Here is a 22,655-nt window from a genome sequence, read left to right as displayed (position 1 = left end):
ATAAACTTAAAATCTAACCATGAAAAAAATATATAAACAACTTACGATGCCAATACTATTGTTTGCGATGCTTTTCGTAAATAATCTTTCGGCACAAAAATTAGGCAAAACAGAATGGTTTGACCCTAATAAACCAGCTACTACCTATTGTAATCCTATTAATATTGGCTACAATTATACAACGCACAATCACAACGGAATCCCAGAATCTCGCCGTTCAAGTGCTGATCCATTAATTATTACTTATAAAGGCGAATATTATTTATTTGCAACGAATCAGGCAGGTTTCTTTTGGAGTAAAGATATGTCAGATTGGAATTTTGTTTATGGGAGTTTCCAAAGACAACCAGGCGATGATGATCAATGCGCTCCTGCTGCTTGGGTTGTAAATGACACTTTATTTTATGTAGGTTCAACTTGGAAAAGAGATCACCCTATTTGGAAAACAGCAGATCCAAAATCTGGAAGATGGACACGTCACGTAGATAAAGCAATGTTGCCAACTTGGGATCCGGCTATTTTTCAAGATGACGATAAAAAAGTCTATATGTACTACGGTTCAAGCGGAAAACTGCCACTTGTTGGTGTTGAGGTAGATTATAAAACTTGGCTTCCAAAAGGAAATCAAGCAGATTACGCAACATTATACAAAGCTACAGAAGTTGAAGATATTCAAAAGCCTTACGGACAAATAAAAGAAGTTGCAATTCTTGATCCTTCGGCACACGGGTGGGAGCGTTTTGGACCAAACAATGATATGGAGCCTGCGCCTTGGGGGAATTTTATCGAAGGAGCTTGGATGACTAAACATAACGGAAAATATTATATGCAATATGGAGCGCCAGCAACTGAATTTAAAGGTTATGCAAATGGTGTTCATGTTGGAGATAATCCTTTAGGGCCTTTTGCGTATCAAAAACACAATCCGATGTCTTATAAACCAGGCGGATTTGTAATTGGTGCTGGACACGGAAATACTTTCGCCGATAATTATGGAAACTATTGGAATACTGGAACTTGCAAGATTTCAATAAAAGACCGCTTTGAGCGCCGTATTGATATGTTTCCTGCTGGATTTGATAAAGATGATGTAATGTATTCTATTACAGCTTATGGAGATTTCCCGATTGTGTTGCCAACAAGCGAGCGCGATCAGACAAAAGGAGCATCTTCTGGCTGGATGTTGCTTTCATATAAAAAGCCAGTTACAGTTTCTTCTTCTGAGGAATGTATGGAAGTTGAGACGCACAGAATGGATAATGGAGGTAAAAAAGTGTACGAGAAATTCTGTTACGGGCCAGAAAATCTTACCGATGAAAACATTCAAACGTATTGGTCTGCAAAAACTAGCAATCCAGGAGAATGGCTTCAAATGGATTTAGGAAGACAAATGGAAATTAATGCTCTTCAAATCAACTACGCAGATCATAAAGCTACTCAGTTTAATAAAGCAATGGATATTTATTATCAGTATAAAATTTATATGTCTGATGATGCTCAAAACTGGACTTTAGTTGTAGATAAATCTAAAAATGATAAAGATGCGCCTCATGATTATGTAGAGCTTACAAAATCAATTAAAGCTCGTTACATCAAAATGGAAAATATTCATAATGCATCTGGTTTATTTGCAGTTTCAGATTTCAGAGTTTTTGGAAATGGATTGGCCGCAAAACCAAAAGCTGTTGCTTCTTTCAAAGTAGATAGAAACAAAACAGATTCTAGAAATGCTATGATTTCGTGGAAAAAACAAAATGATGCTGTTGGATATAACATTTATTACGGAATTACTCCAGATAAGCTGTATAACAGCATTATGGTTTATGGCGATAATACGTATGATTTTAGAGGTCTGGATAAAGGAACAAAATATTATTTCACTATTGAACCTTTTAATGAAAATGGAATTGGAACAAAAAATAAGATTATCGAAGTAAAATAATTTTTATTTATTGAATCTGTAAAAGCTCCGATTGCAAATTGAAGAATTTGTAATTGGAGCTTTTTTTTGAGAAAAGGTTGAAAAAAAAGCATTCTAACTGTCAGGAATTTTGTTCCTTTGTGATTGTGCCAGAAGCACTATAAACTCCAAATTACTATAAAAACTATGAAAAAAACGATTCTTTTAACTGCTTTAGTTTTAAACGGATTGCTATCATTTGGTCAGTCAAATGACGAAAAAAACATCAAATTATTTTACAAAAAAGCCTTGACAGAAGCAAAATGCTACACTTGGCTAGAATATTTGTCTAACGATATTGGAGCTCGTTTATCTGGTTCTAAAGGAGCAGAACAAGCTGTTGATTATACAAAAAGACAATTAGAAGCTTTAGGTCTTGATAAAGTTTATTTGCAGGAAGTTATGGTTCCGCATTGGGTTAGAGGAGAAAAGGAAACTGCTTATATCTTAGACGGAAAAGTAAAAACGGTTGTGCCAATTTGTGCTTTAGGCGGTTCTGTTGCTACTCCAAAAACCGGAATTACTGCGGAAATTATTGAAGTGCAAGGAATTAAAGAATTAGCTGAATTAGGAGCTGATAAAGTAAAAGGAAAAATTGTGTTTTATAACAGACCAATGAACCCTGAAAACATTGAAACTTTTACTTCTTATGGCGCTTGTGTTGACCAAAGATATGCTGGAGCAAAAGAAGCAGCAAAATTAGGAGCAGTTGGAACAATTGTTCGTTCTATGAATTTACGTTTAGATGATTTCCCTCATACAGGAGCCCAAAGTTATGGTGATTTGCCAAAAGAACAATATATTCCAACAGCTGCAATCAGTACCAATGGAGCAGAATTATTGAGTAAATCTTTAAAAGTAAATCCAGCTTTGAAGTTTTATTTCAAACAATCTTGCGAAACTTTACCAGACGCATTGTCTTATAATGTAATTGGAGAATTGACAGGAACTGTTAGCCCAGAAAATATTATGGTAGTTGGTGGGCACTTAGATTCTTGGGACTTAGCAGATGGTTCTCATGATGATGGAGCAGGAGTAGTACAAAGTATGGAGGTTATTCGTATTTTGAAAAACCTAAACTACAAACCTAAAAATACTATTCGTGTAGTATTGTTTATGAATGAAGAGAATGGTGGAAAAGGCGGTGCTAAATATGAAGAAGTTTCAAAAGAAAAGAAAGAAAACCACATTTTTGCTTTAGAAAGTGATTCAGGTGGATTTTCTCCAAGAGGTTTCTCAATCGAAGCTGACGATGCTAATTTGAAAAAAATTCAAGGATACAAAGATCTTTTTGAGCCTTACTTAGTACATAGTTTTACAATTGGACACGCAGGTTCAGATATTAGCCATTTAACTTCTCAAGCGATTGTGAAAGCAGGATTAAAGCCAGATTCACAACGTTATTTCGATTACCATCACGCAGCAAATGATACTTTTGATGCCATTAATAAAAGAGAATTAGAGCTTGGTGCAGCAACAATGACTACATTAATGTATTTGTTAGATCAAAACGGAATCGAGACTAAAAAAGCAAATTAAGATTCAAATTATAAAAACGAAAGCCAGAAGTGTTTTGCTTCTGGCTTTTTTTATGTTTAAATTTCGTAAGAATGATTCATTTTGGAGTGAAGTCCTATTAGCTTTTTAGAATTAATCCTTTGGAAAAAGATTAAAAATCAAGATTTCATCACGATCAAATAATAAAAAAAGATAATAGGAATGTTAGAAAGCAAGATTAAAATCTTCATTCCAATATCTTTTCGCTGTTGAGGCAAATGAATAAACTTTTCCATTAAATGAAAAAACATGATGGTATTTACAATAATGCCAGCCAAAGCAAAAGGCCAAGCAATAACCAAAACCATTGCATTTCCATTTGAAAGAATGTAAGGTATAAATAAAAGCGTACTGATTATAAATGTGCCAATCGCTAATTCAATAGACTGTTTTTCCTCAAAAGGTTTATGAATTGTTTTCATGATTTTTTAAATTTTAAATGATTGCTGAATAGTTTGAACAGGCATAAAAAGCATTTTTGAAAAATCGAGATAATAAAATGCATGTGCTTTTTTTCCTCTTTGGTATTGTTGAATAAAATATTTGATTCTCTTTGGATAAAAAACAGTTCCGCTTAAAACAACCATGAACAAATACAAACTTTTCTTTCCATTTCCAAGCAAATAATACTGCATTCCAATTTCTTCATAAACTGAAACTCCTGTATTTGTCAAGACATGAATAACGTCATGATCTTCTAGTTTTTCCTGAATATCAAAATGATTTTGATATAGAAAACTTCCTAACTTAAACCCAAGACTTTCCTCAGGATAATTCATTAATTTAGTTTTATCAATATTCCAAGGCTCATTCTTCTTGAAATATTTTTGATACGGTTTTTTAGAACATTCATACAGTTTTTCAATCCAATAATCTCTCATAAATGTGGTTTTAAAAAGTCCTTTGAAATTCAAAGTAAATAGCTAAATAAAAAAGCTAGAAATAATAAGTCAACTAGCTTTTTTGAATAATATTAATAATTGTCTATAATAGTTTTCAATAAATGAGAATCAGAAAGGTCAGAAGGAGCAACGACTTTTTCTTCTAATGGAATATCATTTCCGTAGCGTTCCTTCAAAATTGTTTGAACTCTTGGATCAGATAAATTAAAATCTTTCAATTCTCGAAGTTTTGATAATTCAATTCCTGCTGCATTTTTATAAATTTTCCAAACTAACTCAGAGCAGTAAATTCTATTATCAGTCCATTCAAAATAAGCATCATATTCTTTTCCATCAAATTGCTGGCTGTAATCTTTCATTTTTTGTAGAACTTCTGGTTTTAAAACGCTATCATTTTTCAATCGTTTAACTACATATTTATTGTCTTTTCCATGTTTTATCCAATCTTCAAGTGGTGTAAGTTTTACAGGCTGTACGGCTTCAAAAACAAACCATTTTCCATTAATATCATAAATAATTCCGCAGTGAGAAAACTTAGAATTTGTAGCAATACGAACTGCTTCGCATTGTTTTGATTCTGAAGTTTGGAAAATAATATCTCCATCTCTAAACTTGCTTGAAATATTTTTTTCTGCTTTAGGTCCAGTAAAAGGATTATTAGGAAAAACTTTTATGGCAACAAATAAAGCACATCCAAAACTTAGGATAAAAGTGATGATCGGAAATAGATATTTTTTGATTTTCATAAAGTATAATTTAAAGTACTTTGAGTTGCAAAGTAAATAATAAAAAAAATAGCTGCCAAATAAAATGACAGCTATTTTTATAAATATATTTTACGAAATATTAGATTCTAAAAATACCTCCTACAGCAATAATACGTTGAAAGAAGAAGAAATCTTGAGAAGCTTTATCTTCGTTGCTAGCAGTAGTTCTAATATCCTGCATGTTGATATAACCACCCTTTAATTCTCCTTGAACATAGAAATGTTTGAAGAAAGTAACGTTGATACCTGCTTTTGCAGAAACACCATAACCAGAAACGTGAAAATCATCATGACGTTCTTTACCTAAAACCGTTGCATTTGTTTTTGGTAATAGAACTCCAGCTCCTAATCCTTCAGTTAAGTTGATCTGAACTTTATCAATATTTGGAAGTCTGAACACTTTCGAAATATCATCAAATCTAGAAACCTCAGTATTAATGTAGTTTAAACCATCTGTATGTTCATACATTAAAAATGCAGGACCGCCAACTTGAGTTTCACCTTTATCAAAACCACCTTCTTGAGCACCACCTTGAGACATATCTATCGGTCTGTTATTGTACTCTCCGTTGTAAATTGAACCTGGATCATTTTCAGGTAAATTGATGTATCCGTTTACGTTTGCAATTTGATTTTGTGTCATCACATATTTCATGTGGTCAACACCAATTGTAACGCTATAATGATCACTAAAAAAATAACCTAATCTCAAATTGGTTTGCGGAATAGTCATATTAGCAGGATTAACGTAGTCTACATGCCATCCTTTTGGTTTGTCATGAGCTGCCATATTCTCAACAGTAAAGTTGTAATCCTTACCTCTAAAGTTTACATCAGATTTTGAGTAACTTTCTCTGTTACCACCCCACATCACAAAGAATTTTCCTTTGTTGTGAGCTGCATATTTTTGTACAGGTATTTCTTCCTGGGCAAATGTGTTTAATGAAACACAAGCCAGTAAGAAAAATAAAATTTTTGTTTTCAAAGAACTTAAGTGTTATAAATTATTAAAAGGCATTTACAGTTTTTCTAATAGCTACCAACTTGTTCATTAAACCTTCAAAATAGTCTAAATGAAGCATATTAGCACCATCACTTTTTGCATTTGCAGGATCAAAATGCGTTTCGATAAAAATACCGTCTACACCAACAGCGATACCCGCTTTTGCTACTGTTTCAATCATGTCAGGTCTTCCGCCAGTAACACCAGCAGTCTGATTTGGCTGTTGTAAAGAGTGAGTTACGTCTAGAACCGTAGAAGCATATTGCTGCATAGTAGGAATTCCTCTAAAATCAACAATCATGTCTTGATAACCAAACATAGTACCACGATCTGTAACCATAACATTCTCATTATTACAGTCTAATACTTTTTGAACAGCATGTTTCATGCTTTCTGGACTCATAAATTGTCCTTTTTTCAAGTTTACTGTTTTTCCTGTATTAGCCGCAGCTACAACAAGATCAGTCTGACGAACTAAGAATGCTGGGATCTGCAGTACATCAACGTATTGAGCTGCCATATCAGCATCTTCGTTAGTATGGATATCTGTTACAGTTGGAACGTGAAAAGTTTCTGAAACTTTTCTTAAGATTTTTAATGCTTTTTCGTCACCAATTCCAGAAAAACTGTCAATTCTAGAACGATTTGCTTTTTTGAAAGATCCTTTAAATACATAAGGAATCTGAAGTTTGTCGGTAATACCAACTAATTTTTCAGCAATTCTCAACGCCATTTCTTCTCCTTCGATAGCGCATGGCCCAGATAATAAAAAGAAATTCCCGCTGTCAGTGTGCTTAATTTGTGGAATATGTTGTATGTTCATAAAATTATTTTTTTGCACTGCAAAGGTAGTCATGATTTATGAATAGCAGATGAAGATTTAAGATTATTTTAAGAAGTCGAATAATTGACTAGGAGCTTAGTAGAATTAACGAATTGCTAAAATTTCTCTAGAATGATTAAATGCTTTTTCCAAGGCAATATTAAAGTATGGAAAGAAACTAATACATGACATTTATCATGTTCTAAAGTTTTGCAGTTTAGTACTGTCTTTTAGATTTGATTAATCTGTTTTTTAGAGTTTATTTTAGTTTGAATTTCGTTCAATTCTTCTTCAGCAGGAATTTTGTTTGCCATCGTTTTTATAATTAAAAAATCATTGGAAGAAATTGCTCTAATCTCGCAGTATTTTTTTTCATTCTTGAAGATGATGAATTCTTTAATATCATTCAATTGCATTCTTTTTTTGATTTTTAGAAAACCGAAAGGAGAAAGATGTATTCCATCAATGATTTCATTTCCTTTTAACTTTACGGAATGTGAGATTTTAAAGAAAATTAAAACAAAATAAATTAGCAATACTTTTTCAGAGAAATCAGGAAGAAAATCAAAAGAAAGCCCAAATATTGGAGCTGTAATAAATATTAAATAAAATATCGGATGTATCAATTCTTCTCTATTTAATGTCATATTGATTCATTTTAGAATAAAACCTCTGGAAATAAGCTTGTCCAATAAGAAATAATATATTGATGAAAATAGACAGGCACAAAGTAAGATTATTATAAAAGCAAACTTTGTTTTAATCATAATAAAGATATTTTCTACTTCAACCTCAATCCCACAGGAACCATTAAAATTCCTTTTTCATAAATATTCAAATATAGTTTAACTGGTTTCTTTTGTCCTTCCCATTTTAGTTCATAAACATTCAGGAATCCAGCTCCCATATTGCTTCTTTTGGTTGGAAACGGGCAGCAGGTTTCTAATCTTGTGTAAGTAATAACTTCTCCATTTGGGCCAGCCAAAGCATTTAGAAAACGAGATTCATTTAAAGTTTCGTTATTAGTATTTTGAAAAAAGATATTGACTGGATAATCTGGATCGTAACCGTATTTTTTGTCTTTTGCAAACTGCGTGATGGAAAAAGTATTGTCTTTCTTTAAAATCAAATCAGGGGCATTATTGTCGACATTTTTCAAAGTTGACTTTGTACTTATGCACGAAGAAGCAGTGATTAATAAAACAATAAAAAGAGCTATTTTTTTCATGAGTTGAGGTTATTGCGAAAGTTAAACAGGTTGCTGTATTTTTTTTGGATTTAATTTTAAAATACCAACTACAATCAGATATTGTGCCAGAAGATAAGTCAGCATGATAAAAAATGAGCTTTTCGGAATTGGAGCATAAAATTTGTTTACAGCCAAAATACTATCGGAAATAACAAATAAAAGAGCGCCTAGAAAAACAAGCGCATTACCAGGCTTTTCCCATACTAAAAATCCGTTAAAAGCAAAAAGAAGCATTATCGAAATAACAGATGCATAAACCGAAACAGGAATTTGCATTTCTCCTAGATGTGGCATTAAAAAAGAAACCATCCCGATTAAATAAATGGCGATTAAAACACTTCCAAATATGAAAAATGGTTTATTCTGTTTTTTTCTAATTCTGTTTTGTTTGTTAAAGAGAACGCAATAAATAATATGTGCCGTTAAGAAACTTACAAGTCCTAAGATAAAGTAAATTTCGCCAAGCTCAGTAAAAAGCAGAATAACATCTCCAATCCAAGAAAATATTAAAGCGATCAATAAAGTATTCTGAGTTGGAAATTTTCTGTAGAAATAAGCTCCGAACCCAATAATTGGAATTAAAATGGGTTTGAGAAAAAGATCAAAACGCTCGTAGCCCGAGACCAGAATAGCCAAATAGACTATGCTGAACGCAACGTAAAGTTTAAAAAAAGAAGAATTTCTCATAATAGGGGGTTATGAATTTATATATTGGTTTTGGTTGGTTTTAAATTCAAAATTAACAAAATAAAGTGTTGTTAAAAAGGATAAGATCAGGTACGTAAAAATAATATAATTACTAATTGGAATAACACGATTTAAGCCAAACCAATCTCCATAATAACCTGTAATACAGATTACAAGCCCCAATCTAAAGCCTTCCCATAAAAGAGCAAATCGATTTTTGTCCATTAACTCCGTATAACTATAGATGGTCACAAAAATAAAAAATCCATAGATAAAGATATTCGGAAGACCGATTTTAGCAATATTGTCAAATAAATAACTCACAAACAATAACGTAATCAGCATTTGTGAGACAGACCAGTATATTAGCTTTTGAGAATTTTGTGTACCATATTTTTCAAAATCAAAAACATTTTCAATTTTATTTACAGGATATTTCTCTTCAAAGTTTTCTGGTCGCCAACCTGTTGGTTTGAACCAAATGGTCAATTTGTCTTTCCATTTTGGAGCGCGCCAGGCATCTTTAATTAATAAACTCAAATGCTGAAAATTTATTTTAACTGGATTCCAAGTATTTGCTGGTCTTGTAATTCCGAAAACTGGCGGAACATCATCTAATTCTTCTTGAAAAGTTCCAAAAAGTTTATCCCAAAAAATGAAAATCTGCGAATGGTTTTTGTCTAAATATTCGGGATTAATGGCGTGGTGTACACGATGATGTGAAGGAGTCACTAAAATATGCTCCAAAAAGCCCATTTTTTTGATGTGTTTGGTATGATACCAAAATTGCAAAAACAAATGAATTGGTAGCGTTATCGCAATTACAGAAGCAGGAACGCCTAGTAACGCGGCAGGAATCAATAAAAAGGTAAATAAATTGACTAAACTCGCAATGGGCTGGCGAAGTGCACAGGCAAGATTAAATTCTTCGCTACTATGATGAATAGCATGTTTGTTCCAAAGAAAATTAATTTGATGTGCCAGTCGATGACTCCAATATCCGTAGAAATCAATAACAAAAAAGGCTATGAAATAGGATAGAACGTTGACTTCTAAATGCTGTAATGCTATTTTAGAAACGAGCCATTCGTAGGAAAGAAAAGTGATACTAAGTCCTAAAACATCTTTTACAGAATTGGTTATTCCAGAACTAATACTCGATACGCTGTCGATTAGTGGCGCTGTATCGTTTTTTACATAAATGCCGTATATTTTTTCAATGATAATTAAAGTCAAAAAAATGGGCATTGCAATAATCAATATCTTTCCATATTCCTCCATAAAAAAGCATTCTATTTCAGTCAAATATATAATAAAATAGAATGCATTTTATATTATCGTTAAATTAAACGATTTTTAATGTGATATTTTGATTTAAAATAAATAAAACAGGAAAGTCTTTTCGGATTGTTTTAACTCACTTTTGATGTGAGAAATAAAGGAAGTAATCTCAAAAAAAATGCACTCTATTCAATTCCAGTATAGAATAAAATAGAATGCATTTTTAGATTATTTTTCAATTAAACAATTTCGGCGCTAAGCCCAGCTTCCAAAAGTTGCGTGCATTGAGGTTTAAGTTTTTCAATCGGACCCGTTTTTACAGTGCATTTTCCGTTGTAATGAACAATCAAAGAGCACTGTTCAGCTTGTTCAGCTGTATGGTCACAAACACGCATAAGAGTATCGATTACGTGATCAAAAGTGTTTACATCATCATTATACACAATGATCTCGTTATTAAAAGCAATGGCTTCTTTTTCGCGAACTCTTTCTCTTACTTTTTCTTTAGTACTCATATCTTATAGGTTTTGTACTGAATTGATTATCAGTATCTAATTTACATATTTTAAAGATACCCAGTTGTTTCTTTGAAGCTTTTTAACATAAGTTAAACCCTTTTCAACGCAAGAAGCATCAATAAATGGAATATCTTCTTCATAAAAACCGCTAAAAAGAATGATTCCTTTTGGGTTTAAAGCATCAACATAAGACTGCATATCGTTCAACAAAATATTTCTGTTGATATTTGCAATAATTAAATCGTATTTTTTACCCGCTAATAAAGCAGCGTCGCCTTCATAAACGCTGATATGTTTACAATTATTGCGTTCAGCATTTTCGATAGAATTTAAATAACACCAGTTATCAATGTCAATAGCATCAATTGGTTCTGCACCTTTCATTTCAGCTAAAATGGCTAAAATTGCAGTTCCACAACCCATGTCAAGAGTTTTTAAACCTTTAATATCCATTTCTAGTAAATGCTGAATCATCATGTGAGTGGTCTCATGATGTCCTGTTCCAAAACTCATTTTTGGTTCAATTACGATATCAAATTCAGCATCAGTTTTTTCATGAAAAGGCGCACGAACATGGCATTTTCCGTCAACATCAATTGGCTCGAAATTTTTTTCCCACTCTTCATTCCAGTTTACCTGATCGATTTCTTCTATTGTATATTCAATTTTAAACTCTTCAGATTGTAAAATATAAATATCATCTAGGATATTTTCGTCCCATAAATCTTTCTTCACAAAAGCCGAAATTCCGTTTTCAGTTTCTGTAAAACTTTCAAACGCTTTTTCGCCCAATTCAGCCACTAAAATTTCAGAACCCAATTCTTTCGGCTCAATCGTAAAATGATATCCTAAATAGATGTTTGACATAAATAAAAATTTTTGCAAAGGTAAGAATAGAAAGCAGAAGTTGTTTATAAAATAATTGTAAAATGAGTTTTGTGAAATGTAAAATGACTGACGTAAAAATTATGGGGTAATGTAAAGTTTTAAAATAAAAAAAGCGTTCGCAACGGCAAACGCTTTTTATATAATGTAAGATTTCAAAATCTAAAGTCTAAAATCTAAAATTTTAAAAATTAGATAGCAGTAACAATTGCTAAGAAATCATCAGCTTTTAAAGCAGCACCTCCAATTAAACCACCGTCTACGTCTGGTTTAGAGAAGATTTCTTTTGCATTTTCTGGTTTAACAGAACCACCGTATAAAATAGAAACTTCATCAGCGATTTCAGCTCCAAAAGCTTTACGGATTGTTTCTCTAATAAATTCGTGCATTTCTTGAGCTTGCTCTGGCGAAGCAGTTTCTCCAGTTCCAATAGCCCAAACTGGCTCGTAAGCTAAAACAATTTTAGACCAAGATTCTTTAGCAATATGGAAAACACCATCACGTAATTGATTTTCAACAATATTAAAGTGATTTCCAGATTGACGATCTTTTAATTCTTCACCAAAACAGAAAATAACTGTCATGTCGTGTTTTAAAGCTGTATCAACTTTGTTAGCAATTAAAGCATCAGTTTCGTGGAAAATGGCTCTACGCTCAGAGTGACCTAAGATTACGGTATTAACTCCAATGCTTGTTAACATATCTGCAGAAATTTCTCCTGTAAAAGCACCGCCTTCAGCTTGGTGAACATTTTGAGCAGAAACTCCAATAGTTGTGTTTTTTAATTTAGCAGCAGCAGCTTGTAAGTTTACAAAAGTTGGCGCTACAATTACTTGTGCATTTGTTTTTGCTGGAATTTTATTGATTAATTCGTTTAATAATTCTTCAGTTTGAGCTGCATTTTTATGCATTTTCCAGTTTCCTGCAACAATCGATTTTCTCATTTTGGTAGTTTTATATTATTTTTTTGTTTTTTGTTTGAATTTTGTCATTGAAAATTATTTCAATGATTGTAAAGTAGAATTGATTTTTTCGAAATCAGTTTCAATAGCGCGGTATAAAGCGATTTTTCCAGTTTTATCCACAATAATGTAACGCGGAATCCAATCTAAATCGATAGCTTTTCCAAAAAGACCTTTCATTCCGTCATTCATCATATAATGATCGCCTTTATTTAATTCGTGTTTTTCAATTCCTGCTTTCCATTTTTCAGCTGTTTTATCAGCAGAAAGGAATAGGTAAGATACATCAGGATTATTAGCTTGTAACTCTTTTAATTTTGGCATTGCTTTTACGCAGTCACCACACCAAGAAGCCCAAACTTCAATCACTAAAGTTTTTCCTTTGTATTTTTTTAAGATATTTTTGAAAGTAGTCTGACTATCATCAAGACCTAATAATTTTTCTGATAAAGCTTCTTTAGAAAAACTTGTTTTCTGCGCTTGTGAACATGAAAAAGTAATAAATGCAATTACGATTAAAGCAATTTGTTTCATATAATTAATGATTTTCAACAAAGTTAAACAAACAATTTGAAAGCCAAATGCAGATTAACAAAATTTGAAGAGACGTTTATTCTGTAACAAAACTGCGGTTTTGGGTTAGAAAAAGTGGAATGAAATCGTAATAGTAGAGGTCAAAAATCAGATATTTTTTATGCTGAGGTTTTTTAGAATTAAAAATGAGATTGAAATTTTATTTTTTGAAGAAGATTTTTATCTAAAAAACGTCAGATTTCAACAAAAAAAGCCTTCAATAAAATTAAAATTATCGAAGGCTTTTTATCTTTTTTTGAAACTTAATTCAGTTCGTAATTTCCATTTGCCCATTTTTTACTTGGAACAATCCATTCATCTAATGCTTTATATAAAAAGCCGTGTTTCAAATTTGTATTTAATTCAATTTCTTTAAAATGCTCTATTTTACACTTAGACGTTTCTTTTCGTTTTATAGCAGAAACGCCATAAATATCTGATTTTTCGTAAATGGTTAAAATATTGCCACAGAAATTAATATCGGGAATTTCCTGAATATCGACATCTCTAAAACATCCAATGAAAACAAAATTCACATCTGGATTTGAAAGATAAGTTGAAACAAACTGGGCAATGTAACCGCCTTTTGAAGTTCCAATTACCGTAATATGATTTGGCGGAACACCTTTTTTAATTAATGCTTTTACCTGTTTAGTAATCTTTTCTGCATAATCAACAGCATTTGTGTTTTTCTTTCTTTTTTCACTAAAAACAATAAAGTTATCTTTTCTGTAAGATTCTAAAATCTCATTGTATTCTGCTTTTCCATATTCTGGATGAGGTACATTTAGATCGTTTTCTTCGACAAATTTGTTGTGGAAAAAGAAAATGTAACGTTGATTTTCATTTTTTGTTTGGCTAAAAGATAAAATGCCAGATAAAATTATAAACGAAAAAGTAAATGCTTTAATGAGTTTTTCCATTGATTAAATTTGGTTTTTGGTTTTGACCAAATGTAGGATTTTTATATAAAATCTAAAGGGTTATGTTTTAATAAATTGATATTAAAAGCAAAAACGCCAATAAATCTAAAAAAGAAATATTGGCGCCTTTAAAATTTATATTTTTTGAAATATTATAATTTCAAATCATCGGTATCATTGTAATGCACTTTTTGAGCGATAGTTCCGTCATGTACAACTACAATACTTGGATTTGCTCTTTCAACTGTTTTTAAAGCAGTTCCATCGCAGAAATAGAAATCAATATCTAAAGCATAGTTTTTCTTCGCTTTAGCAATTTCGTCGGCTCCAGAAGCAGTCATTCCGATTACTTTGTAACCTTTTGCTTTTGCATCAGCAGTAACTTTTGCTAATTTTTTCATTCCTTCAGGATTTGATAAATTCAAATCGTAAGTTACATAAATCAATAATTTAGGCTCTTTTAATAATTCTTCTTTATAGTCAGAATCATCTTTTGTCATTGTGAAATCATGAATAGGAGGAACGTAACCTTCAGAGATTACTTTGTCTTTACGATCCACAAAAACAGCACCTTCAGGAATATTCATTAAATCTTTCTCTGTAAATTCTTTTTCAACGCCATTTACTTTGTAAATAAAAATCATTTCTACAACCGATTTTGGCGCACCTTCTGGAATTTCCATTCCTTTTTCAATGTTTGTTCCTACTTTATACGGACGGAAATCTTTGATCGGATTATGATTGATAACCCAAACCGCCATAAAAACGCATAAAATAATGCTGATTAAAGTGATAATATTAGTTACCAATTTAGAAAACAAAGGCTTAACTAATTTTTTATTGGTGAATAAAATTAAGATAAAGAATAGTAAAACAATATCTTTTGTGAATGATTGCCAAGGTGTTAAGTGTAAAGCATCACCAAAGCATCCGCAATCTTTTACTACATCAAAATATGCTGAATAGAAAGTTAGGAATGTAAAGAAAACAATCAATAAAAGTAAAGCCCAAATCGTTAGTTTTGATTTATAGCCAACCAACAGCATTACACCTAAAACTACTTCTAAAATCACTAAAAAGATCGCCAATCCTAAAGCCAATGGCTCTAAAAAAGGCATATTGAAAACAGGTTCACTGAAATATTCAGCCAGTTTGTAAGAAAATCCAACAGGATCGTTTAGTTTGATTAATCCGGAAATGATAAATAGGACACCGACAAATAATCGGGAAAATTGAGTAATGATGTTTTTCATGGCAAATATTTAGGGGTTAAATTCCAAATTTTAAATCCCAAATTCCAATTTTAAAGTTGGAATTTGGGATTTTATTTTTTGAAATTTTATTTAATTATAGGGTTTAGAATTAAAGCAAAAACAGAATAATTAATCATATCCTGATAATTAGCATCGATTCCTTCAGACACTATTGTTTTTCCTTTATTATCTTCAATTTGCTTAACGCGAAGGAGTTTCTGCAAAATCAAATCGGTTAAAGAACTCACGCGCATATCACGCCAAGCTTCGCCGTAATCATGATTTTTGGCTTCCATTAAATCTTTGGTCAATTTTACTTTAGCATCGTATAATTCAGTTGCTTTTTCAACGTCAAGATCTGGCTGATCTACAACGCCCAATTCTAACTGAATCAAAGCCATGATAGAATAATTGATGATTCCGATAAATTCTCCTTTTTCGTCTTCATCCACTTTACGGACTTCATTTTCCTGTAAACTTCTAATTCGTTGCGCTTTTATAAAAATCTGGTCTGTCAGCGATGGCAATCTTAAAATTCTCCACGCACTGCCATAATCTTTCATTTTATTGATAAACAATGTTCGGCAAACCGCGATAACATTATCAAACTCTTGGGAAGTATTCTTCATTTATATGCTGTATATTTGCTAAAATTTCTTCAAAAATAAGGATAATTTTTTAAGAGTTTCAAGTTTAAGGTTCGCTTTGTTTCAAGTTTTTTCTAAACAAAGTGTTAACGGACAACTTGAAGCCTGAAACCTGAAATAAATAAACAATGACAATTAACTGTAAAGGAGAACTTATCGATTTGTCAATTCCAAGAGTAATGGGAATTCTCAATGTTACTCCAAATTCTTTCTTTGACGGAGGAAAATATAAAAACGAAGATGAAATTATTTCGCAAGTAGATAAAATGCTTTCTGAAGGCGCAACATTTATCGATATTGGAGCGTATTCCAGTAAACCAAGCGCTGAATTTGTAACCGAACAAGAAGAAATCGACAGAATCGTTCCAGCAATTGAATTGATTTTAAAACACTTTCCAAAGACTTTATTATCTATTGATACTTTTAGGGCAGAAGTTGCAAAAGCAAGTATAGAAAGTGGCGCGGCAATTATAAACGATATTGCTGCTGGCGAATTAGATGAAAAAATGTTTGATGTAATTGCGCATTATAACGTTCCGTATATCATGATGCACATGCGAGGCAATCCGCAGACGATGCAGAGTTTGACACAATACGATGATATTATAAAAGAAATGCTTTTCTACTTTTCTGAAAAAGTAAAAAAAGCACGAAGTCTAGGAATCAACGACTTGATTTTAGATCCTGGTTTCGGTTTTGCTAAAACAACCGATATGAATTATGAAGTAATGCAAAAAATGGAACTTTTTAATATTTTAGAATTACCAGTCTTAGCTGGAATTTCTAGAAAATCAATGATTTATAAAACACTTGATATTACACCTCAAGAAGCTTTAAATGGAACTACTTTCTTGAATACAATTGCTTTGACAAAAGGCGCAAAAATTCTTCGTGTTCATGATGTGAAAGAAGCGATGGAATGTGTTACTTTGTTTGGTAAGCTGAATTTGAATACTATTTAGATGACAAACTGCTTGTGAAAAATAATAATAATAAATATGAAATACTTCTCTATACTTATACTTTGTCTTTTGTTTTCTTGCGGAAAAAAAGAAGACGTTTTATTGCCAAAATCAAATGTCTCAATTGTAAAAGACGTTCAAGATCATTCGCCAATTTATATCTTTTATAAAGTTGATGGAAAAGACACAATCGCCGATTTAAACAGAAAAAGTGCCATTATATCAACCAATTGGATTTTCAATATAGACAAACGCTTGCCTTTGAAATTGGTTATGCCTCAAGTAATAAAAATGCAAGAAAAAAAGCGTAACGAGAAAATGCATCAGAACGAAGAATCTGAAAACTACTATTCGTACGCTGATTCCATTGGAAAGAATTTGGCTTTTCTACCTTTCACGAAAGTATTTTATAAAATGGAAAAACCTACTGCAGGAAGTTTTGTAGTTTACTTTAGTAAAGGGAAAAAACAGGTTTTCATGGGGAATAAGGAAATAAAAATATCAGAAATACTAAAGTATTTTTACAGCATAAAGTTTGATAGAGTTCCAGATTTGGTGTTTTTATTCGACAAAAATATGAGCTACGAAGAATATATTCAATATAAAATTCTACTGCAAAAAGAAGTGACTTACAATCTTGATAAGCTTCCTGTAGAATTTATTTTCTAAAGGAATTTAGAGTAAGGAAATAACAAGAATTAAAAAGCCTTTCTATAATCAGAAAGGCTTTTTTTAAGTTTAAGATTAATAGCCACCGCCACCACCTCCGCCGCCTCCAGAAGTGCCAGTTTTCATTAAAGTACCGCTAATTTCGCCATTAGGGTATGCAGTGGTATGTAAATTTACATAATAATGATTGGCCATAAGTTCTGTAATTTGTGCATCTGTCACAGTGCCAGAAACGGTAAATGGAGAAGTGGCTACACTTTCATCAGAAAACGGGATAACGATTGCACCATCTGCAGCATGTATATGCCCGTGTGTTGGCACTAGTCCTGAATAAGTAACTTTAATTTCGAATGTCTTTGCCGTTTTATTTAATGTGAGCGCCGCAGTGCCAGAAGCTGTAGAAGTAACACCAGTTGGAGGAGTTAAAGCAGCTGAGAAAGTTACCATAACAGGTGAACTGTTATCATCATAACTATTAGAACATGAAGTTCCAATAAAGAGCAGAAATAAAAATGCTGAAAATTTAATTAGAGCTTTCATAATTATGTTTTTTTAAATTAGAAAAAAGGTTAAAAAACTATAATTATTAAATCTTATTAAGAGATAATAAAAGCACTATAAATTTACGATTTTATTTTTGTTTCATTGTTTAAAGTGTTGGTTTTTAAGCGTATGTGTTTTTGGAGTGATAAAGTTTTTAAAATTGAAACCCGAATGAAAAAAATTACTGATGATGATAAGGTTCATTTCTTAAAATTGTAAATCCGCGATACAGTTGTTCTATAAAAAATAAACGAACCATTTGATGTGAAAATGTCATTAGCGAAAGCGAAACTTTTCCCTGCGCTTTTTTATAAACCGTTTCAGAAAACCCGTAAGGTCCACCAATTACATAAACTATCGTTTTTACACCAGAATTCATTTTCTTTTGCAATTCTTCAGAAAAACCAACGCTTGAGAAAGTTTTTCCATTTTCATCCAATAAAATTAACTGATCTGTAGGTGAAAGTTTGGCAAGAATCAATTCGCCTTCTTTTTCTTTTTGTTGGCTTTCAGATAAGTTTTTTACGTTTTTGATGTCTGGAATAATCTCCAAGTCAAATTTGATGTAAAAAGACAAACGCTTGGTATAATCGTCAATCAACGTTTGAAGCGATTTATTATCTGTTTTGCCTATAGCGATAAGTTTGATGTTCATTTGCTAAGTTTTTTGCCACGAATTGCAGTAATTTAAACACATAGAGACATAGTTTTTCTTTGTCTGTAAAAGGCGTTTCACTAACCGTAATACACATAGCTATGTGTTAAAGCTTGCTTTTTCTGTAATCTTAAACGGAAACAATTATGCCTATGTTTCTATGTGTTTAATTGTTTACGCAAAGCAATTTATTGTTTTTTATTCTCAAAAAGCGTTTCAAAATGTTCTACAATTGGAAACGGTTCGTAATAATGATGCAAAATCTTTTTCCATTCCAAATACGCTTCAGAAGTTCTGAAACCCACTGTGTGATCTTCAAGTGTATTCCAATCGACCAATAAAAGGTATTTGTTTTCAACTTCAAGACATTTTTCCAAACGATGACCTAAATAACCATCGATTGAGGAAATGTATTGACTTGCTTTTGCAAAATCAGCTTCAAATTGATTGGCTAATTCTGGTTTAACATACAGAAATGCTGCTTCTAGAATCATATATTTTAATATTGACAAACCTAACAGGTTTTTAAAACCTGTTAGGTTTAGAATTTAGTTTTTAGAAAACTTCGCTTCAAAAGCTTTAAAACGAGCATCTAAATCTTTGATTAATTGTTTTTTAACCGATTCGTCTTGAATGAAACTGTAATTGATACTGTTGTAAACGTATTTTTTGATTGTTTCATAATTTACATCAGGATATCTTTTCGCCAATAAAACATATTGTTCTGTCATATTGCTTCTTAAAATTCCCGCGTCATCAGTACTAATTACAATTGGCACATTAAATTCTTTGTAAAGCGTAAACGGATGTCTGTTTTCTTTTACTTTCAAAATGAATTCGTTACTAGCTAAATTAATCTCAATGGGAATGTTGTTTTTTGACATATATTTCAATAAATCATACGAATTTGCCTCGTACGCAATGTCAACACCGTGACCAATTCTGTTGGCGCTTGCCACATAAATAGCATCATTAATATGCCAAGTCAATTCTTCTGGCTGAACCAAACCTAAAGTCAGTTCGCCCGCATGAAGCGTATATTTTACATCTGGAAATTTCGAATGGCAGTATTTAAACATCACCATATGAAGCCAATAATCTTTCATCGAAGTTTTTCCGTGTTCTGGAGAAACGATATTTACACCGGCAGTTAGTTTACTTTCGCTTGACGAAATAAAAGCAATAACCAGATTTTTAAACAAATCTACAGGTTCCATAAAACGAAGCACAAAGTTTTGATAACGCATGGTGAATTTTTCGTCATCTATTTTTAAATCTTTGTGCAGTTTTGTAATGAAATTATTGTTGAAATCTTCAGCATATTTTTTAGCGTCTTTTTTCTGAATTGCTTTATACAATTCATCCAAAAGTTTCAGAACTGTTTTTTCGTCTTTTTGATCTGCAGCCTGGCGTAATTTTGTATTAAAATCAGCTAAATCAGAAACGTTCATGTCGCAAGGAATTGTTGATAATTGTGTTTCGATATAAGAAACATTTTCTGCAATGGCACGTTTTTTTAATTCAAGCATTCCTTCTGAAAAATGACCTTGAATAGTCGGTTCAAATTTCATAAACGAATCAAAAAACTGATCATCAGACGGAACTAAACCGTTATAATCTTTAACTGACCAAGTCTGCATAATCTGTTGTTCGTAATAATCTAATTTTCCTTTGTTTGTAAGAGATGAAAAGTTCTCCCAGTTTCCGTTTGCTGGTTTAGTTTTAGAAACTGCCATAGTTTCCAGATTCAAATAAAAGTCTTCTGCAATTGCTCTTTCTAAAAGTGGCTCTGCATAAACGGATCCTGAAAAATGGTGGTGTAAATCGCCTCCTTTAGGCATTTGTTGAAAAAAAGCTGTTAAGAGAGCTTCATTATTTCTGATTTTTTCTAAATAACTCTCAGCTGATTGAGAAAAGCCGATTTGTGTTATAAAAATACAGAAAAGCGTAATTATCCTTGTCATACTCTAAGTTTAAATTACATGCAAATATACGAGTTTCCGAGGAGATTTGAAAATCGAATTTCTTTGGGTTGTTTTTTAACGCAAAGAACGCAAGGTTTTGTTATCTGCTAGGCTTAGTATAAACGCAAAGTTCGCAAAGCTTTGTTTAAAAACTTTGCGAACTTTGCGTAATCCTTTGCGTGCTTTGCGGTTAAAAAAAAGCTTAGAATCTTTAAGAAAAAAGTACATCACGAATTTCTTCAACTTTATCAAAAACGCTTTTTGCAAAAGGACACAGCGGAATGATTTTTAAGTTATTTGCTCTGGCATATTCTACTGAAGCCATAACGAGTTTTTTACCAACACCTTTTCCATTGAAATCAGGACTTACTTCAGTGTGATCGATGATGAATTTTGTATCTCCAGCCCAAGTATAAGTCATTTTTCCAGCTTCTTTTCCGTCTTCAATTGCTTCAAAATAGCCTCTTCGCGTATCGTTTATTTGTTGAATTTCCATTGTAATTATATTAATGTCGTTTTAATTTCGATTGAATGTGTTAGCGTTTTATGAATTGGGCAGCTGTTTGCAATTGTCTCTAATCTACGTCTTTGTTCGTCGTCAACTTCGCCGATTACTTCAATTCTTCGGGTAAATGAGGTACAATTTCTCTCTGAATCTCTTTCAAAATCAATCTTGACATTGATTTCCTCGACGTTCCATTGTTTGCGGTTAATATACATTCGTAAAGTAATCAAAGTGCAAGAAGCCAATGATGATGCCAATAGCTCGGTCGGATTTAAGCCTAAATTTTTTCCGCCCAATTGTTGAGGTTCGTCTGAAATTAAAACATTTCCACTTGCAGAAGTGATTTCAGTGCGATACAAACGCGTATCTATTTTTGCTGATATTGTATCCATAATTATTTGATTCTAGGTTCAGGCAATGGAACAAATTCTGTTTCGCCTGGAACTTTTGGGAAAGTTTGTTCTGTCCAATCTTGTTTTGCTTTTTCGATGAGGTTTTTATCAGAAGAAACAAAGTTCCAAAAGATAAAATGTTCTTCAGGAAAAGGCTGTCCGCCAAAAATATAAACGGTTGAGTTTTCAGAAATTTCAAACTCGCAAAGAGAAGCTTCAGTTGTAATTAAAATTTGTCTTGGTTCGTAAGTATGTTCTCCATTTTTAATGCTTCCATCTAAAATGTATAAACCGCTTTCACCAAATAAATGATGTCCGATATTGATTTTTTTCGCTTCTTTGCTTTTAATTTCAATAAAATATAACGGACTATAAACAGGAACTGGAGATTTTTTGCCAAAAGCTTCGCCTGCAATTAATTTGTATGAAACGCCATCTTCTTCCCAAGCCGGAATATCATCTGCTTCAACGTGCGTAAAATTAGGCTCCATTTGTTCCAATTCTTTTGGAAGCGCAACCCAAATTTGCAGTCCGTGAAGCATTTTATCTGAATGTCTTAAATATTCAGGAGTTCTTTCTGAGTGAACGATTCCTTTTCCAGCTGTCATCCAGTTTACAGCGCCTGGTTTTATTTCTAATTCTGTTCCTAAACTATCCCGATGCATAATGCTTCCTTCAAACAAAAAAGTTAGTGTAGAAAGCCCAATATGCGGATGTGGAGGAACATCCATATTTTCATGGTCACTTAAATGTGCAGGTCCCATATGATCGATAAATACAAATGGTCCGACAGCTCTTTTTTCACGGAAAGGCAATAAACGACCTACCATAAAGTTGCCAATGTTGGCAGAACGTTCTTCGATAATTAAACTGATATTTGACATGTGGTATTATTTGATTTGAAAACAAAATTACAGTTGTGATAGAAATCTGTAACTTAATTTAGATTAAGAAACTTGTTTTTTGTGTTAGCTA

Annotated in this window: 27 protein-coding genes; 4 read left to right on the top strand and 23 right to left on the bottom strand. The window is 32.2% G+C overall.

Going from position 1 to position 22,655, the window contains the following annotated elements; all coding sequences use genetic code 11:
* The first annotated feature begins 19 nt into the window (after positions 1–19).
* The gene (locus tag OD917_RS18285; protein ID WP_263524865.1) at positions 20–1,942 is read left to right on the top strand and encodes a discoidin domain-containing protein; all 1,923 of its coding nucleotides are present in this window, start codon (positions 20–22) and stop codon (positions 1,940–1,942) included.
* A 165-nt stretch (positions 1,943–2,107) separates the two neighbouring features.
* Positions 2,108–3,499: a M20/M25/M40 family metallo-hydrolase gene (locus tag OD917_RS18280; RefSeq protein WP_263524864.1), complete on the top strand. Its 1,392-nt coding sequence runs from the start codon at positions 2,108–2,110 to the stop codon at positions 3,497–3,499.
* 137 nt (positions 3,500–3,636) lie between these two features.
* Here the strand turns inward: OD917_RS18280 and OD917_RS18275 are convergent, their stop codons facing one another.
* The 16 genes from OD917_RS18275 to OD917_RS18200 all read right to left on the bottom strand — a co-directional run bounded on the left by OD917_RS18275 (position 3,637) and on the right by OD917_RS18200 (position 15,972).
* The gene (locus tag OD917_RS18275) at positions 3,637–3,939 is read right to left on the bottom strand and encodes a hypothetical protein (protein ID WP_263524863.1); all 303 of its coding nucleotides are present in this window, start codon (positions 3,937–3,939) and stop codon (positions 3,637–3,639) included.
* Positions 3,940–3,945: 6 nt separating this feature from the next.
* Positions 3,946–4,398, bottom strand: a complete 453-nt coding sequence (locus tag OD917_RS18270) for a ubiquinone biosynthesis protein COQ4 (protein ID WP_263524862.1) — start codon at positions 4,396–4,398, stop codon at positions 3,946–3,948.
* A 92-nt stretch (positions 4,399–4,490) separates the two neighbouring features.
* A complete protein-coding gene (locus tag OD917_RS18265) occupies positions 4,491–5,165 on the bottom strand; it encodes a YiiX family permuted papain-like enzyme (protein ID WP_263524861.1) in 675 nt (224 codons plus the stop codon).
* 100 nt (positions 5,166–5,265) lie between these two features.
* Positions 5,266–6,171, bottom strand: a complete 906-nt coding sequence (locus OD917_RS18260; RefSeq protein ID WP_263524860.1) for a hypothetical protein — start codon at positions 6,169–6,171, stop codon at positions 5,266–5,268.
* A 22-nt stretch (positions 6,172–6,193) separates the two neighbouring features.
* Entirely contained in the window at positions 6,194–7,012 is an 819-nt protein-coding gene (kdsA, locus tag OD917_RS18255) for a 3-deoxy-8-phosphooctulonate synthase (RefSeq protein WP_111283693.1), read from the bottom strand.
* Positions 7,013–7,242: 230 nt separating this feature from the next.
* The gene (locus OD917_RS18250; protein WP_263524859.1) at positions 7,243–7,659 is read right to left on the bottom strand and encodes a hypothetical protein; all 417 of its coding nucleotides are present in this window, start codon (positions 7,657–7,659) and stop codon (positions 7,243–7,245) included.
* A gap of 134 nt (positions 7,660–7,793) precedes the next feature.
* Complete coding sequence (locus OD917_RS18245) at positions 7,794–8,240, bottom strand: 2-dehydro-3-deoxyphosphooctonate aldolase (protein ID WP_111283695.1); 447 nt, start codon at positions 8,238–8,240, stop codon at positions 7,794–7,796.
* 21 nt (positions 8,241–8,261) lie between these two features.
* Positions 8,262–8,948 carry a lysoplasmalogenase gene (locus tag OD917_RS18240; protein WP_263524858.1) on the bottom strand — a complete coding sequence of 229 codons (687 nt, stop codon included), beginning with the start codon at positions 8,946–8,948 and terminating at the stop codon, positions 8,262–8,264.
* A gap of 9 nt (positions 8,949–8,957) precedes the next feature.
* The gene (locus tag OD917_RS18235) at positions 8,958–10,229 is read right to left on the bottom strand and encodes a sterol desaturase family protein (protein WP_263524857.1); all 1,272 of its coding nucleotides are present in this window, start codon (positions 10,227–10,229) and stop codon (positions 8,958–8,960) included.
* Between the two features lie 239 nt (positions 10,230–10,468).
* Positions 10,469–10,744: an ATP-dependent Clp protease adaptor ClpS gene (locus OD917_RS18230; protein ID WP_095927736.1), complete on the bottom strand. Its 276-nt coding sequence runs from the start codon at positions 10,742–10,744 to the stop codon at positions 10,469–10,471.
* A gap of 36 nt (positions 10,745–10,780) precedes the next feature.
* On the bottom strand, positions 10,781–11,614 hold the full coding sequence (prmA, locus tag OD917_RS18225) for a 50S ribosomal protein L11 methyltransferase (protein WP_263524856.1): 834 nt from the start codon (positions 11,612–11,614) through the stop codon (positions 10,781–10,783).
* Positions 11,615–11,823: 209 nt separating this feature from the next.
* Positions 11,824–12,576, bottom strand: coding sequence for a triose-phosphate isomerase (gene tpiA / locus OD917_RS18220; RefSeq protein WP_263524855.1), 753 nt, complete (start codon positions 12,574–12,576; stop codon positions 11,824–11,826).
* 54 nt (positions 12,577–12,630) lie between these two features.
* Positions 12,631–13,128, bottom strand: a complete 498-nt coding sequence (locus OD917_RS18215; protein ID WP_263524854.1) for a TlpA family protein disulfide reductase — start codon at positions 13,126–13,128, stop codon at positions 12,631–12,633.
* A gap of 302 nt (positions 13,129–13,430) precedes the next feature.
* On the bottom strand, positions 13,431–14,090 hold the full coding sequence (locus OD917_RS18210) for an alpha/beta hydrolase (RefSeq protein ID WP_263524853.1): 660 nt from the start codon (positions 14,088–14,090) through the stop codon (positions 13,431–13,433).
* Between the two features lie 152 nt (positions 14,091–14,242).
* Positions 14,243–15,343, bottom strand: coding sequence for a BT_3928 family protein (locus OD917_RS18205; protein WP_263524852.1), 1,101 nt, complete (start codon positions 15,341–15,343; stop codon positions 14,243–14,245).
* An 86-nt stretch (positions 15,344–15,429) separates the two neighbouring features.
* Entirely contained in the window at positions 15,430–15,972 is a 543-nt protein-coding gene (locus OD917_RS18200; RefSeq protein WP_263524851.1) for a DUF1599 domain-containing protein, read from the bottom strand.
* Positions 15,973–16,118: 146 nt separating this feature from the next.
* Between OD917_RS18200 and folP the strand changes: the two genes are divergently transcribed.
* Both folP and OD917_RS18190 read left to right on the top strand, forming a co-directional pair.
* Positions 16,119–16,952, top strand: coding sequence for a dihydropteroate synthase (gene folP / locus OD917_RS18195; RefSeq protein ID WP_263524850.1), 834 nt, complete (start codon positions 16,119–16,121; stop codon positions 16,950–16,952).
* A 36-nt stretch (positions 16,953–16,988) separates the two neighbouring features.
* A complete protein-coding gene (locus tag OD917_RS18190) occupies positions 16,989–17,621 on the top strand; it encodes a hypothetical protein (RefSeq protein WP_263524849.1) in 633 nt (210 codons plus the stop codon).
* A 75-nt stretch (positions 17,622–17,696) separates the two neighbouring features.
* On the opposite strand, the gene OD917_RS18185 is transcribed toward OD917_RS18190, so the two are convergent.
* From OD917_RS18185 to OD917_RS18155, 7 genes are all read right to left on the bottom strand, one after another.
* A complete protein-coding gene (locus tag OD917_RS18185) occupies positions 17,697–18,161 on the bottom strand; it encodes a CHRD domain-containing protein (RefSeq protein ID WP_263524848.1) in 465 nt (154 codons plus the stop codon).
* A gap of 184 nt (positions 18,162–18,345) precedes the next feature.
* Positions 18,346–18,819, bottom strand: a complete 474-nt coding sequence (gene rlmH, locus OD917_RS18180; protein ID WP_263524847.1) for a 23S rRNA (pseudouridine(1915)-N(3))-methyltransferase RlmH — start codon at positions 18,817–18,819, stop codon at positions 18,346–18,348.
* Between the two features lie 188 nt (positions 18,820–19,007).
* Positions 19,008–19,313: an antibiotic biosynthesis monooxygenase family protein gene (locus OD917_RS18175; protein WP_263524846.1), complete on the bottom strand. Its 306-nt coding sequence runs from the start codon at positions 19,311–19,313 to the stop codon at positions 19,008–19,010.
* Positions 19,314–19,367: 54 nt separating this feature from the next.
* Positions 19,368–20,783: an adenosine deaminase gene (locus OD917_RS18170; RefSeq protein ID WP_263524845.1), complete on the bottom strand. Its 1,416-nt coding sequence runs from the start codon at positions 20,781–20,783 to the stop codon at positions 19,368–19,370.
* Between the two features lie 211 nt (positions 20,784–20,994).
* Complete coding sequence (locus OD917_RS18165; protein WP_263524844.1) at positions 20,995–21,279, bottom strand: GNAT family N-acetyltransferase; 285 nt, start codon at positions 21,277–21,279, stop codon at positions 20,995–20,997.
* Between the two features lie 5 nt (positions 21,280–21,284).
* Positions 21,285–21,680 carry an OsmC family protein gene (locus OD917_RS18160; protein ID WP_263524843.1) on the bottom strand — a complete coding sequence of 132 codons (396 nt, stop codon included), beginning with the start codon at positions 21,678–21,680 and terminating at the stop codon, positions 21,285–21,287.
* Between the two features lie 2 nt (positions 21,681–21,682).
* Positions 21,683–22,564 carry a pirin family protein gene (locus tag OD917_RS18155; protein ID WP_263524842.1) on the bottom strand — a complete coding sequence of 294 codons (882 nt, stop codon included), beginning with the start codon at positions 22,562–22,564 and terminating at the stop codon, positions 21,683–21,685.
* Positions 22,565–22,655 lie beyond the last annotated feature (91 nt).

Source organism: Flavobacterium sp. SH_e (assembly GCF_025717045.1).
Lineage (GTDB): Bacteria > Bacteroidota > Bacteroidia > Flavobacteriales > Flavobacteriaceae > Flavobacterium.
The sequence above is the reverse complement of the archived record's forward strand: the minus strand, read 5'-3'. Positions and strand labels throughout refer to the sequence as shown.

Coding starts and splice junctions, on each gene's coding strand:
- OD917_RS18190 (WP_263524849.1), top strand. CDS start 16,989: ATGAAATACTTCTCTATACTTATACTTTGTCTTTTGTTTTCTTGCGGA.
- tpiA (WP_263524855.1), bottom strand. CDS start 12,576: ATGAGAAAATCGATTGTTGCAGGAAACTGGAAAATGCATAAAAATGCA.
- OD917_RS18230 (WP_095927736.1), bottom strand. CDS start 10,744: ATGAGTACTAAAGAAAAAGTAAGAGAAAGAGTTCGCGAAAAAGAAGCC.
- OD917_RS18215 (WP_263524854.1), bottom strand. CDS start 13,128: ATGAAACAAATTGCTTTAATCGTAATTGCATTTATTACTTTTTCATGT.
- OD917_RS18240 (WP_263524858.1), bottom strand. CDS start 8,948: ATGAGAAATTCTTCTTTTTTTAAACTTTACGTTGCGTTCAGCATAGTC.
- OD917_RS18205 (WP_263524852.1), bottom strand. CDS start 15,343: ATGAAAAACATCATTACTCAATTTTCCCGATTATTTGTCGGTGTCCTA.
- OD917_RS18170 (WP_263524845.1), bottom strand. CDS start 20,783: ATGACAAGGATAATTACGCTTTTCTGTATTTTTATAACACAAATCGGC.
- prmA (WP_263524856.1), bottom strand. CDS start 11,614: ATGTCAAACATCTATTTAGGATATCATTTTACGATTGAGCCGAAAGAA.
- OD917_RS18160 (WP_263524843.1), bottom strand. CDS start 21,680: ATGGATACAATATCAGCAAAAATAGATACGCGTTTGTATCGCACTGAA.
- OD917_RS18270 (WP_263524862.1), bottom strand. CDS start 4,398: ATGAGAGATTATTGGATTGAAAAACTGTATGAATGTTCTAAAAAACCG.
- OD917_RS18155 (WP_263524842.1), bottom strand. CDS start 22,564: ATGTCAAATATCAGTTTAATTATCGAAGAACGTTCTGCCAACATTGGC.
- OD917_RS18175 (WP_263524846.1), bottom strand. CDS start 19,313: ATGATTCTAGAAGCAGCATTTCTGTATGTTAAACCAGAATTAGCCAAT.
- kdsA (WP_111283693.1), bottom strand. CDS start 7,012: ATGAACATACAACATATTCCACAAATTAAGCACACTGACAGCGGGAAT.
- OD917_RS18285 (WP_263524865.1), top strand. CDS start 20: ATGAAAAAAATATATAAACAACTTACGATGCCAATACTATTGTTTGCG.
- OD917_RS18280 (WP_263524864.1), top strand. CDS start 2,108: ATGAAAAAAACGATTCTTTTAACTGCTTTAGTTTTAAACGGATTGCTA.
- OD917_RS18165 (WP_263524844.1), bottom strand. CDS start 21,279: ATGGAAATTCAACAAATAAACGATACGCGAAGAGGCTATTTTGAAGCA.
- rlmH (WP_263524847.1), bottom strand. CDS start 18,819: ATGAACATCAAACTTATCGCTATAGGCAAAACAGATAATAAATCGCTT.
- OD917_RS18235 (WP_263524857.1), bottom strand. CDS start 10,229: ATGGAGGAATATGGAAAGATATTGATTATTGCAATGCCCATTTTTTTG.
- OD917_RS18245 (WP_111283695.1), bottom strand. CDS start 8,240: ATGAAAAAAATAGCTCTTTTTATTGTTTTATTAATCACTGCTTCTTCG.
- folP (WP_263524850.1), top strand. CDS start 16,119: ATGACAATTAACTGTAAAGGAGAACTTATCGATTTGTCAATTCCAAGA.
- OD917_RS18210 (WP_263524853.1), bottom strand. CDS start 14,090: ATGGAAAAACTCATTAAAGCATTTACTTTTTCGTTTATAATTTTATCT.
- OD917_RS18275 (WP_263524863.1), bottom strand. CDS start 3,939: ATGAAAACAATTCATAAACCTTTTGAGGAAAAACAGTCTATTGAATTA.
- OD917_RS18265 (WP_263524861.1), bottom strand. CDS start 5,165: ATGAAAATCAAAAAATATCTATTTCCGATCATCACTTTTATCCTAAGT.
- OD917_RS18185 (WP_263524848.1), bottom strand. CDS start 18,161: ATGAAAGCTCTAATTAAATTTTCAGCATTTTTATTTCTGCTCTTTATT.
- OD917_RS18250 (WP_263524859.1), bottom strand. CDS start 7,659: ATGACATTAAATAGAGAAGAATTGATACATCCGATATTTTATTTAATA.
- OD917_RS18200 (WP_263524851.1), bottom strand. CDS start 15,972: ATGAAGAATACTTCCCAAGAGTTTGATAATGTTATCGCGGTTTGCCGA.